Here is a 13,477-nt window from a genome sequence, read left to right on the forward strand (position 1 = left end):
CTTTTGATTTTCGGAAACCGACTGCTTAAAACCGGTTTCCGAGCTCTCACTATTTCTTGATTACACGACCATACGAATGAACAGACTCCCCGTTCAATCTCCAAACATATATTCCCGAAGGCAAGTTATTTCCGGAAACAACCAATTCCCGATCACCATCATTCAGAAATATCATATTTCTATATACACAGCGTCCTGCAAGATCGAATAAAGTAATTTCTATATCTTGAGACTGTTTTATAGAAACGGGAATATATATTTCATTGACAAACGGATTCGGATAAGCAACACCGACAGAATTTTCAGAAATAATAGAGTGATCCACACCCGTGTAGTCAGCAGCTTCTTCTATCCTAAATTTCTGATTATCTTCCCCTGTCAAATCTCCTACAGATAACTCCGCTCCTTCGTTCATCGAACTATCCGAAATCTCGAGATATTTCAATGCTCCTTTTTGTACGATAGTGAAACAGCCGTCTCCTTGATAATACAAATTCCATTTTCCGTTATTCACGGTACAATCAAAAGGAAATTGACCGATCGTATTCGTTCCTCTCAAAACGATATTCAATCCGGAAGCGACATTCTGCAAACCGTAACATGCATCACCGGCGACGTTCAATCTCCATATCTCCGTATTGTCTCCGGTATATTCTTTCTGAATAATTTTCGTTCCGTTTGTCGTATTATTCGTTTTCAAAGCCAATGCCTTGCCACTATGTACCGCGATGATTTTATATCCTTTGCTTCTCTCTATTACAGGAATGGTCTCCGTATCTTCTTCGAAATCGTAATAGTCGAGATTCATTCCCCCATTCGTTATCTGTACCCGTAAATTATGAGTTCCTTCGGGTATCGTTACCCTTACCATATAATCGGCATAATTATCGACTCCGGATGTAGACTTCAATTCCATTGAAGAGAGCACCTCATCATCCAACATAACACAAATACCCTTATCCTGTCCTGAAGGTGTAGAATAACGGACAGTCATCTTATACGTAGCTGTTTTTTCGACATTTACCGTATAATTCAACCATTCTCCGGTAGTAGTCCAGCCGATATGATACCCCGATCCGCCGGCTCCCACACCGACATAATCACCCTCTTCATTTCGGTATGCACCGCCTTCATTAGAAGTCGCCATATCATAAAAACCGGCGCCTTGACCTCCTAAATCGAAATCTTCAGCTTCTATGCGGCCCGGAATAGCTAAATCTTTATAAGGTTTCTGTCGCTCTGTAAAATATTTTTTTGCCGTAGCCAACAAATCGCTGGCTTTCAGAAACACATATTTTCCGGGAAATTCGCTTTGCAAACGTTCCACAACACGGTTTATCGCAGCATATCCGGCGCCTCCCAATCCAGCCTGAACCATATATACTCCGGTAAATACAGGGATATCATTTCGAGCAGCAACGCCTTTCAAATAATTATAAATACCGTCTTCATCACTGCAAACTCCGCCTGTACCGACAACCGGCATACCGCACCAGTTATAGGCATCTTTGTAAGCCCCGTTTGTCCATGCCAAAGTACCGGTAACTCCTGTTTTTACAAAACCATTGTTATAAAAAGGTTGTGCAGGCCAACGTAATGAGGATGCCGTACTGAACATGCCGGCGGCTTTCAGATACTGTCCGTTCATTACACACCATGATTCATAATCATCCGGTTTATAATAAGGTTCTTGGATATATTGTACCCCCGAAGGACCTCCGATAAACTCATCATTATCGGTTCTATTCTCATAATAATATTGCAAAATGAACGGAGCGATTTCGGTCAAAGCCGGAGATAAAGTCATAGAAACAGGCACTTTTCCCCGTTCAGACTGTTTCCAAATATCCAATGTCCCGTTATGATTGAATTGAATATTGTCCCCGTCACTCCAATGCAATGCGACATATACTTTATTCGTTTCCGCATCAACAGCCACACCTTCCGGCTGACGTCCCTCAAATGTTTCAGAAGGGAACGAAGAATAATAACTGGCATTCGGGAAAAGATCGCTCACTACAAATCCGAACCCTTCGGGATTAGTCGTGAGATTAAGATCATCTCCATGCATACCGTACCCCATTACCACCGCATTTTTAGGATATCCCGGCGTATTTAATATTTTTTTAATAATATTCTTCCCCGTAGTCGTCTCATCATCCACCCAAAAAGCAAATGAGCGTGAAGCCACGGCATAATCATAAATACGCCAACCGCCATTTTTCCAATCGTCACGCAAGCCGATACTAAAAACCAATTGCTTGTTAAGTTTAGGCATAATTTCCTCTAACGCCCAATCATAAGCCTGAGTTATCGTGCTCCAATTATTCCGGATATCGACGATCTCCTTATCCCATCCGAACTCGGCAACCAACTCATCTTTAAGTTCTTCCGATACAGGCAAAGCATCTTCGGCACAAGCCATCAACAGCGCCATATTGAAGGTATAGTCATTATCCGAAAAATTACATATTACCAATTTATCCAAACGGTCTTTATACGATTTGAACAAAGTGCGCAATCCCCGATTTTCACCCGTAACGATAACACCTTGATCCGGACGTTTATATTTAACGTCTAAATACTTAAACCAGTCTAATTCTTTATCTCCGGTCGAAAGAAACACTTCCGCAGAATCCCGGTTAATAATTCCCTGAAAGATCCGACAAATATGAAGCGCTTCAGGACTTTCCGTCGCACCTCCTACCGAAACGAACACAGGCGTCTGCACCGGTTTCATTTTCGGAAAATGTACTCCGGAAATTTGAGCGGATATTCCACCCAAAACTCCGTAGCACATTATCAATATCACTAATAGTCGTTTCATGAATAACCTCTATTAAAGTTTAACTACTTGCTGTAAACGAATATCATCCGAAGACGATCCGACCATGAAAATATAATTACCCGAAGGCGTATAGAATTTTCTCTCCTTCTCATCCCAAAGACGCAACTCCTTTTTAGGAATAGATACAGATACCTGAGCAGACTTGCCTTTTCCTATATGTACACGTTCAAAACCTTTAAGCTGTTTTAAAGGGACTTTTATTCCCGATTCAGGGAAACGCACATACACTTGTGCAACTTCATCTCCGGCATATTTCCCGGTATTTTTCACCGTAAACTTCAAATTCACGGCATCATCGGAAACTTCACTCTTCAGGTTTTTATAATCGAAGCGGGTATAACTCAACCCATATCCGAACGGATACAAAGGTTTATTTTCAAAATACATATAAGTTCTGCCTTTCTGAATATCATAATCATCAAAAGCAGGAAGCTCATCAAGGCTTCTGTAATATGTCAAAGGAAGACGTCCTCCGGGATTATAATCACCGAACAAAGCTTCAGCAACGGCAGTACCGCCTTGTTCTCCCGGGTACCAGGCATTTAATATAGCAGGAATATTCTCATCAATCCAGTTAATCGCCAAAGAACTTCCGGCAACCAATACGACTACGGTATTCGGGTTAGCTTTATATGCTTCCTTGATAAACAGTTGTTGATCGGCAGGCAACTCTATCGTATATCTGTCCTGTCCCTCCCGTTCGATAGACTTGTTGATACCCAATACGGCAACCGTAACATCGCACTCGCGAATAGCCCGTCCGGCTTCTCCGTAAAGATCGAGTAAAGCTTTCTTCCCTACATCCGGAACACGCCAATATAATTTTGCCGTAGCCTCAGCTCCGTCATCGAAATATTCGGCAACCAGATTATATTTTTCGCCCTTATTCAGCTCGACCACTACACTATCGGTCTGTACCCCCCGATTGTGCCAAGAATCGATCAGTTTCTTACCGTTAAGATATAACCGGCAGCCGTCATCAGTAGCAAAAGCCAAAGTATATTTTCCCGATACACTCGGCACAAGATCTCCGCTCCAGCGGATCGACAACGGAGACTTCGGCAAGAAAGGATCGGGAGCTTGATTGGCCGGTTCAAAATTGATATTTTCATCGGTACGCACTTTCGGTGTTCCTTCCAAGTTCTTATTTCCATAATACTCAGCTTTCAAACCATTCGGAAAATTCGCTTTCGTAATCATCTCATATCCAGAAATCGAAGAAGACCACGGTGCATATACGATTTTCACATCATCCCCTACTCGATTTTTAATTCCTTCAAGAACAGATACCGGAGCATTCACCGGAGTACCGCTATAATCTCCGAATTCGCAATTCCCGGCATTAATGCCGACCACAGCGATCGATTTTACTTTTTTCGGATTTAAAGGCAAGAAGTTCTTTTCGTTCTTAAGTAATACAAGACTTTGACGTGCTGCTTCCAATGCTAATTGCCGATGCTTCTCACACCCTACGATAGAGGGAGATATAGCATTATACGGATTCTTTTCGGGATCATCGAACAGCCCCAGCATCATACGGGCACGTAAAACCCGATAAGCAGCAGTATCTATATCTGCATCTGTCACCATACATTGCTTGTAAGCATTCATCAAAGGCTCGATATATACATTGTCGCCGCATTCCAAATCAAGACCGGCTTTTATAGACAATGTCGCCGCAGCTTCGGGAGTCTTCACATATTTATGATGCGTCACCAAGAAACCCGGTCCTCCGCAGTCAGACACGACATACCCGTTAAAGCCCCATTCTTTCCGGAGAACTTGAGTCAACAACCAAGGGTTCAAAGTACACGGGACATCATTGATCGCATTATAAGCAGACATGATAGATTGAGCTTTACCCTCTTTAATACAACTTTCGAAAGCCGGAAGATAATATTCTCTTAAATTCCGTTCAGAGATATGAGGATTACATTCAAAACGGTTATGCTCCTCATTATTGGCTGCAAAATGTTTCGGAGTAGAAACAATTTTAAGGTAACGAGGATCATTACCTTGAAGCCCTTTTACAAAAGCAACCCCCAATTTGCCGGAAAGGAACGGATCTTCTCCGTATGTCTCAGGAGTACGTCCCCAGCGAGGATCACGAGCCATATTCACTGTCGGTGACCAAAAAGTCAGCAAATCGCTAAAAAAACCTTTCTGATCTTTACCCCGATTCAATTCGTTCCAGCGTCCACGTGCTTCATCTGAAATCGCTGTCGATATTTCATACAACAATTCAGGATTCCACATACTCGCCAGTCCGATAGCCTGAGGAAAAACGGTAAAATTACCCGGACGAACAACCCCATGAAGCGCTTCATTTCCATGATAATATTTATCGATACCTAAACGGGGAATTCCCGGAGATGTAGCCCGCAAAAGCGAAATTTTCTCTTCTACCGTCAAACGGGACAATAAGTCCATAATCCGCTCATGCTGCGGAGCGTTCATATCTTTATACAACTCCTTAGTCTGGGCAACAGCCAAAGAAGTAGTTGCCAGACAAAAAGAGAATAACAAGGTCTTTATTTTCAGATTCAAAATCATGATGTCAGTTTAAATTAAGGTGCGACAATTTCAATAACAGGAGTATAATTATACCGTTTCAAAGTCGAATTATAGCTACAGCTCGACAGAGCGGCAACACGGATATAATATTTCTGCCCGCTTTTCAAATTCTTGACAGTGTCTTCATATACCTTTGACTCTATCGAAGCATCTGTAGAACGGCTAAGCACTTTTGTCGTAGAATTTTCCTCTATGAAACAACTGTTATAACAGGAAACTACCGGATAGATATTGCAAAGCAATCTGGATTCGGAAATTGTTTTCTTACCGATAGTCATTCCTTCCGGAGTAGTAGAACGGCGGATTGTATATTTAACCGTAACCTCTGCCGAACCGGGCTCTCCATAAACAATCTCTTCTATATTTACTTTCAGGAACGGAGTCACCTTAAAATCATGCTTAGTAACACCTTTAAGATGTACTCGTTCGGCTTCTACCGGGAAAAACGGACCTTCTGTCGGCGTTACATCATAATCCCCGCTAAAAAGAGCTACATTACGGAATGTACCGTCAGCTTTAGCCCAAAACTGAAGCGGTGTAGGATTTTCATAAGAAAGATCCATCAATTCAATACGGCAGCCATCCGGCTGTTCGGTGTAAACCGGAGATCCGGTCTCAATATCGATCAAAGTCCCGTCGATACCCGCATCGGGAGCATCATAATTATCCAGTTGAAAACAAGATGTCATCAACAAAGGGAATATGGCAAATATCAAACTAATCTTTTTCATGTATTTACAATTTTATTTTTAAGGACTGTCTGAAAACTTCCAGACAGTCTTGTCATATTTCTATTATTTACTTATCTACCGACGATTAATAGCCGGGGTTCTGCTCGATACCCGGATTTAACTTTCTCTGATCGTCATTAATACGGATATAATATAAATAGGGCTTAAAATCATGTGCATTACCGACTTCAACTTTCTTGAATATCCAAGTCTTCTTATTAGCTACCCAATACGGATAAAGACCTTTCATCTTCTTATTGTTCATAACCTTATCGGCCTGACGCCACCGTTTGAGATCCCAGAACCGATGATTCTCATACATCAGTTCAACTTGACGTTCATTACGCACTACATCTACTGTAAGAGATGGAGCATCTTCTACACCTGCACGGTCACGTACGTCATTTAAATAAGTCAATCCATTAGCTACATAATCCGATACCCCCATCGTAGCCAATTCGGCTGCAGCTTCAGCATAATTCAGCTCAACTTCAGCATACCGGAACTCAAACCAATCCTGCTCACCACTCGTATGTTTAGGATCTTGTGTAGCATTTCCCTCATATAAGAATTTTTTAATATACAAACCGGTAACCGTCGATTCGGAATTACCTCCGACACCTTGCGCCCCGATTACATATATCGAAGTATCTTTCTGTGTTTCCGGATCGGTATAACTAATCTGATCGGTAAACGCACCCCCCTCTTTCAAGATCGTTACATTCTGACCGTTCATTTCGACAATTCCTCTTTTTACATCAATTATACCGCTTACATCTCCTTTTGCATTGGTCCACTCAGCACCGGGAATCAAAACTGTAGCATACAATCTCGAATCTCGTCCGTCGAAAAGATCGGTACGGTCTTTCACCTCAAGAATATTTCCATCATCCCCGACAATCCAACCCGAAGAATTGGTTTCAAATTCTCCCGACGTACCATCTGCCATCGGAAAGGCCTCTATCAAATCCAATGTTGGAGACAAGCGAGAACCATAACCTTCCGGATAACGGTATCCCCAAGGCTGATTCCATAAATCCCAGTTATGAGCTTTATCGGGATACTCATATTTCTTTACAAAAATCACTTCAGGACAATCTCCCTTGATCCAGAACATTTCCTGATAGTTTTTTGCCTTGTCTGCATTTCCACGATATAGAGAATATCCTCCTTCACGAACGACATCTACCGCCTTGATTACTTCTTTATAGTATTTTTCAGCTTTCGAAGGATCATCGAACCCTACCAATCCGTTTTTATCATACGAACCATATTTGGCTATAGAAGCGGCATAAAGCATGGCACGGCTTTTCAAAGCTGCTGCGGCATATCGATTGATTCGGTATTTTTCCCGAGACGAACGGGTCGGTGGAAGCATAGCGATTGCATTGTCCAAATCTTCCAATATAAATTCATACGTCGCTTCCTCTGTGCTTCGATTTACCAACAAAGCCGAAGGATTGGATTCGTCATATTCTTGAGGAACCTTTATAATAGGAACACCTCCATAACGTTTTGCCATACCGAAATAGTACCATGCACGTATTGCATATGCTTCACCCAATAATTCTTCTTTTTTTTCCGGAGCAAAAAGCGTAGATTGTTCCAATTCTTGTATCAACTGATTTACGTTACGCACATTGTCGTATGACCACCACTGATTCCATGCACCATTTTCCGTCGCCGGTCCGAATATTTCATGAGGCCATTCGCAGTGAATAGCTTCATCGCAACTCAGAGCCGGAACAAAGCATCCGGAAACCCAATTATTAAATCCGGATTCACTTCCGTAATTGAAATCTTCTATCGGAAGGCGGTTGTACAAAGTCGCCATGTAAGCCTCTATTCCGGCTTCACTACCGAAGATATCGTTTTCTGTAATTTTATTGATGGGCGCCAAGTCGAGAAAATCGCTACAAGAAATCGTACCGAAAGTAAGCGTCATGGCCAATGCCCCGTATATAATCTTTTTCATCATATCAGCCTTTAGAATGTTACGTTTACACCAAAATTAAAGTTTCTCATAATCGGATAACGGGCAAGAGAACCTCCGGGATTTTCAGGATCGGTATAATTCAGATCTTTAGAACAGATCGTGAATAAGTTAAACCCGTTAGCATATATACGAAGATTACTGATCCCGATTTTATTCGTCCATTGTTTCGGCAATGTGTAACCCAACTCAAGATTTTTGAGTCGCAGATAGCTACAATTATTATAGAAATATGTAGATTCTTGTCCGTAGTTTTGAGGATCTTGCAAACGAGTCGACGGATAACGTCCGGCCACCCACGTTCCCTCACTATCGAACGGTGCGGGATTACCTTCTGCATCGACTTTATGCCAACGATCCATGAAAATATCCCATGCTCCTCCGAACTGTAACGGACGGTCGGTCAAGTTAGCATTAAACATAGCTGCACCTTGGAATGTCACATTCAAATCGATACCTTTCCACTGTCCGCCAAGAGTAAGACCATAGTTCATCACCGGAGTATTCCCCCTAAGAAGAGGTTGTTTATCCCAATCATCGATAATACCGTCTTCATTATAATCGACATACATCAAGTCTCCGGGAAGGTAAGAATACTGCGTATAAAGACCGTCTAAAACCGGATTCCTGTAAATTTCATCCATACTGGAGAATTGTCCGCGAACATCATATACCCATTTGATATTGCTGTTTCGATTATTCTGATTATTGCGCCAATTATCATAAGAGTTTCCGGACGGAGTACTTTCGATATATTTATTACGAGCTAAAGTATAGGTAAAGTTTCCTGAGATATGATAAGTAAAATCAGCAACTTTCCCTTCATGCCCCAACACTAATTCAAAACCCGATTGCATATCCGAGTTGATATTCTCTTTTGCGAATGTAGCTCCGAAAGTTCCCGGAACAGAAACTATACGATTTGCCAACAATCCGTCACGATCACGGCGAAACAAGTCGAATTCAACAGAAAGAGCACCTCTCCATAACGACATATCGAAACCGATATTTTTTGTCGTAGATGTGTACCATGTAGCATCATAATTTGGTATCTGAGGCATTCCGACACCCGGAATAAGACCTTGATCTCCCAATACGTATTTATCACCACCCGGATAATCGAATGCCATCATCCACAAGTAAGCATCAGTGTTGTCATCCCCCATCTTACCGATAGAACCACGAATTTTCAAATTATCGATAAAGTCTACATTATCTTTAATAAACGATTCTTCAGAAAGACGCCAGCCGACAGAAAGAGACGGGAAGAATCCCCATTTCTTATTTCTGAATTTCGAAGATCCGTCTAAACGGAAACTTGCTTGAACCAGATATTTCGATAAAAAGTCATAATCTATACGTCCGACAAGCCCCATATTTGAGTTACGGTCGGCAGAACCGTTTACACTACGAGCATCATCTACCAATCCTGCGTAAATCTGATCGACGGCATCCATCAACGTATTACGGCTTCCGCTCAATTCAGAAGTTTCCCATTTACGGGTTTCGAACAATAATAAAGCTTTCAAATTATGTTTATTTTTGATCGAAGTTTCATAGTTCAAAGACAACTGTGTTGTCGGAGTCGCCGTGTTGCTGCGCCATTCTGTCACACTTGCCAAAGAAGATGTTGTTACTACATCATAAGATTTCGCGTCGGCATTGTATTTATAAGTTTTATACTGCTTCTTGAGCATCTTATCTGTATGATATTTAGGGTCATAAGCAATAAGTGCTTTTGCTGACAAACCTTTTACCCAAGGTATATCCCAACGCAAAGAGGCGGTTGCTTGCACTTGCAAGTTTTTGGTACGACGATATCCGCCATATTCCTGAGAACTTTTTATCAAAGCGTTCTTTTCATCATTATATTGATAGCCCAAATAATCGGGATTACCATTGGCATAAACTTCATAAATAGGAACTTGTGCCGAAACAGCATCGAAAATTTCACTGGGATAATAAGCCGGAGCATCCTTGTCGTCATAATATCCTCCTATCTGGAATTCGGCAGTCAATTGATCGGTTATTTTTGCCGTAATATTCGATCTCAGATTATAACGTTCATAATTCAAAGAATTCGCTTTCCACAATCCTTCTTCCGAGTAATAACCGATACTATTGAAATATTGTACCCGATCATTTCCTCCGGATATATTCATATTTATCTGCCATTGCGGTACCGTAGAACGAACAACCTGATCGAACCAGTTGACATTAGCATAAGGAGATCCCGAAGTTACCAAACTCGGATCGTAAGTCGGAACTGTTTCTCCTCGATTAGCCATCGCTTCATTATAAAGTTCCATATAACCATAAGCATCTACGGATTTCGGGAATTTGGTAATATTCTGTATACCGTATGAAGCGTTCAATGTGATTTCCGGTTTACCCTTTGTACCACGACGGGTAGTAACCAATACGACTCCGTTCGCAGCTCGCACACCGTAAACGGCAGCCGAAGCATCTTTCAACACAGATACCGACTCGATTTCATTCGGATCGAGACGATCGAAGTCATCACGCGGAATACCATCTATAATAACCAAAGGCGATCCTAAACCACGAATATTAAAGCTGTTATCGTAACTACCCGGTTCGCTGGAATTTTGTTTGATGTTCAAGCCCGGCACTTTTCCTTGCAAAGCATTCGTTAAGTTTGAAGTAGTTACAGCCTTAATCTCATCCCGGTTAATAGATGCCACAGAACCGGTAATCTCTTGTTTTTTTTGAGTTCCATAACCTACGACAACCACTTCATCCAAGAGTTTGGTATCTTCTTTTAAAACCACGATCAGGTTATTTTTTCCCTTCACCGGAATTTCTTTTTTCTCAAATCCGACAAAAGAAAAAACCAGAGTAGCTTTATCTTTATCCGCTTTTAAAGAAAAATGTCCATCGACATCCGTAGCTGTTCCGACTTTAGAACCTTTTACAATTACACTCACACCGATGAGCGGTTCACCCGCACCATCTTTTACTACACCGTTTATCTCGGACACCTGTGCCATCAAAGACAGCGGCAGCCCTGCCAAAAACAGTAAAATCATCACTTTTAGATGTTTCATTGTATTTCAGATTTAGTATATAATAATTCTTGTTTCTTAACTCCAAAAGATTTTTCAGGAACATTACCCATTGTCAATTCCAAAACTCCTCCTTGCATAATATCTTCATGTGAAATCCAAGCTTTTTCATAAGGTTTTCCGTTCAGCTTGACCGACTGTATATACTTATTTGCCGGAACATTATTCAATGCAATAATTTTAAAGCTCTTTCCTTCCGGCAAAGAAATTTCAGCCTTGTCAAACAACGGAGAACCCAAAATATAATCACCTCCTGCAGGCACAACCGGATAAAAACCTAATGCAGAAAAAATATACCAAGAAGACATCTGCCCGCAATCTTCATTCCCTTGCAATCCATCCGGCTGGTCGCTATACATATTTTTAAGGATATAGCGTACTTTTTCCGCAGTCTTCCACTGTTGTCCTGCCAACGTATATAAATATGTAATGTGATGTCCGGGTTCATTTCCATGCGCATACTGTCCGATGAGTCCGGAGATATCTCCTGAAGCTTTTTCACCCATGGATTCGTTCAAAACAAAAAGAGAGTCCAACTTTTGTACGAACGCCTCTTCGCCTCCCATTAATTTAATTAACCCCTCGACATCGTGAGGGACAAGCCAGGCATATTGCCAGGCATTCCCTTCACAATAGTCGTCAGCCCGATGTTCCGAGCGGAAAGGATTAAAACCATCCCGCCAGCTTCCGTCAGCATTCTTACCCCGAAAAAATCGAACTGAAGGATCCCAATAATGGCGGTAATATCCCGCCCTTTCCATAAACAACCTATAATCATCTTCTTTACCTAATTTCTTCGCAACTTGTGCCACCGACCAGTCTGCCAACGCATATTCCAAACCTTTAGCAACACTTTCGCCTTCTTTATCTGCCGGTATATATTCATTTTCACGTACAAAATTCAGACCTTTATAATCGCTTAGCATCGACTGCTTCATGGCGTTATAAGCCTGCTCGTAGTTAAATGTATTATACCCCTTTAAAATAGCATCTGCAATTACCGGAACAGACTGTATACCGATCATTTCATAGGTATCCGATCCATACAAATGCCATACGGGCAAACATCCTTTCTGATCGAAAATAGCCAACATGGATTTCACGAAATCCGAAACCCGTTCAGGTTGCAGTATCGTATATAACGGGTGTGCAGCTCGATAGGTATCCCACAACGAAAATACCGTATAATTTTTAAAAGGTGCATTGGAATATACTTGGCGATCGGCCCCCCTGTAATCGTTATTTACATCATTAAAAAGTACCGGTTGCAAAAACGCATGATACATGCCCGTATAGAAAATACGTTTCGCTACCGTATCATTTGTTTCTACGACGACTTTCGACAACTCTTTTTCCCACGCATCAGTCGTTTGTGCGACAACCTGCTCAAAATTCCATTCCGGGATTTCCGAAACTATATTTTGTGCCGCATTTTCAATGCTGACCGGAGAAATACCTACTTTAACCTGAACATCTTCAACATCATCCGCAAAACGGACATTTGCCTTCACACCCTGAGCTTTCAAAGATTTTCCGGAAACCTCAGCCGTGTCATTTAATAATATAACGGAAACAGGCAAAGAAAATTTTGCTGTGAAGTAAATTTGTTGTACACCTTTAGACCAACCTGTTGAAAAACGATAACCGCTTACCGTGTATTCATCGGTCTGTTCGATAAAACTTTCCAATGTCCGGTCATCTCCATACCCGTTTTTCAGGTCGATCATCAATTGTTTTCCTCCCGGTTCTTTCGGGAAAGTATAGCGATGGTAGCCGACACGCTCTGTCGCTGTCAACTCTACCAAAACATCAGAATCGTCCAGCATAACCGAATAATATCCTACTCGAGCTTTTTCCCGATCGTGAGAATAATGCGAACCGTAACCCGAAGTAGGATTTTCCTGTGTCCCGGCTATTTTCTTCATTTCTCCGGTATAAGGCATGAACAACAAGTCTCCGGAATCGCAACACCCAGTTCCATTTAAATGCAGATGTGAAAAACCGATCAATACTGAGTCGGAATAGTGATATCCCGAACACCAATCCCAGCCTTTATTTATATTCGTCGGTCCTAACTGCAACGCACCGAAAGGTGCAGCTACCCCCAAAAAGGTGTGTCCGTGTCCTCCCGTGCCGATATAAGGATCGACCCAATGGGTAAGGCTCGTTACATTTTTGTCACTGCAACCGGACAATGCCAGAAATGCGACCGCCAGACATATACTCAAGAAATTTTTCATTATTA

Annotated in this window: 6 protein-coding genes; all 6 read right to left on the minus strand. The window is 41.7% G+C overall.

What is annotated here, in order from left to right:
• Positions 1-49: 49 nt before the first annotated feature.
• Complete coding sequence (locus tag AC0UMU_RS06870) at positions 50-2,827, minus strand: carbohydrate-binding protein (RefSeq protein ID WP_473979901.1); 2,778 nt, start codon at positions 2,825-2,827, stop codon at positions 50-52.
• Between the two features lie 12 nt (positions 2,828-2,839).
• Positions 2,840-5,401 (minus strand): glycoside hydrolase family 3 protein, encoded by a 2,562-nt coding sequence (locus AC0UMU_RS06875; protein WP_288641168.1) that lies wholly within the window; start codon positions 5,399-5,401, stop codon positions 2,840-2,842.
• 14 nt (positions 5,402-5,415) lie between these two features.
• Complete coding sequence (locus AC0UMU_RS06880) at positions 5,416-6,153, minus strand: DUF3823 domain-containing protein (protein WP_288641170.1); 738 nt, start codon at positions 6,151-6,153, stop codon at positions 5,416-5,418.
• A gap of 85 nt (positions 6,154-6,238) precedes the next feature.
• Entirely contained in the window at positions 6,239-8,128 is a 1,890-nt protein-coding gene (locus tag AC0UMU_RS06885; RefSeq protein WP_278714126.1) for a RagB/SusD family nutrient uptake outer membrane protein, read from the minus strand.
• Positions 8,129-8,139: 11 nt separating this feature from the next.
• Positions 8,140-11,214, minus strand: coding sequence for a SusC/RagA family TonB-linked outer membrane protein (locus tag AC0UMU_RS06890; RefSeq protein ID WP_009318917.1), 3,075 nt, complete (start codon positions 11,212-11,214; stop codon positions 8,140-8,142).
• The gene (locus AC0UMU_RS06895; RefSeq protein ID WP_288641173.1) at positions 11,211-13,472 is read right to left on the minus strand and encodes a GH92 family glycosyl hydrolase; all 2,262 of its coding nucleotides are present in this window, start codon (positions 13,470-13,472) and stop codon (positions 11,211-11,213) included. Before AC0UMU_RS06895 ends, AC0UMU_RS06890 begins: the two co-directional genes overlap by 4 nt.
• Positions 13,473-13,477 lie beyond the last annotated feature (5 nt).

The organism is Coprobacter fastidiosus (assembly GCF_982245605.1).

Excerpts from the sequence above, each read along its gene's own strand:
- AC0UMU_RS06895 (WP_288641173.1), bottom strand. The coding sequence starts at position 13,472 with ATGAAAAATTTCTTGAGTATATGTCTGGCGGTCGCATTTCTGGCATTG.
- AC0UMU_RS06875 (WP_288641168.1), bottom strand. The coding sequence starts at position 5,401 with ATGATTTTGAATCTGAAAATAAAGACCTTGTTATTCTCTTTTTGTCTG.
- AC0UMU_RS06885 (WP_278714126.1), bottom strand. The coding sequence starts at position 8,128 with ATGAAAAAGATTATATACGGGGCATTGGCCATGACGCTTACTTTCGGT.
- AC0UMU_RS06890 (WP_009318917.1), bottom strand. The coding sequence starts at position 11,214 with ATGAAACATCTAAAAGTGATGATTTTACTGTTTTTGGCAGGGCTGCCG.
- AC0UMU_RS06870 (WP_473979901.1), bottom strand. The coding sequence starts at position 2,827 with ATGAAACGACTATTAGTGATATTGATAATGTGCTACGGAGTTTTGGGT.
- AC0UMU_RS06880 (WP_288641170.1), bottom strand. The coding sequence starts at position 6,153 with ATGAAAAAGATTAGTTTGATATTTGCCATATTCCCTTTGTTGATGACA.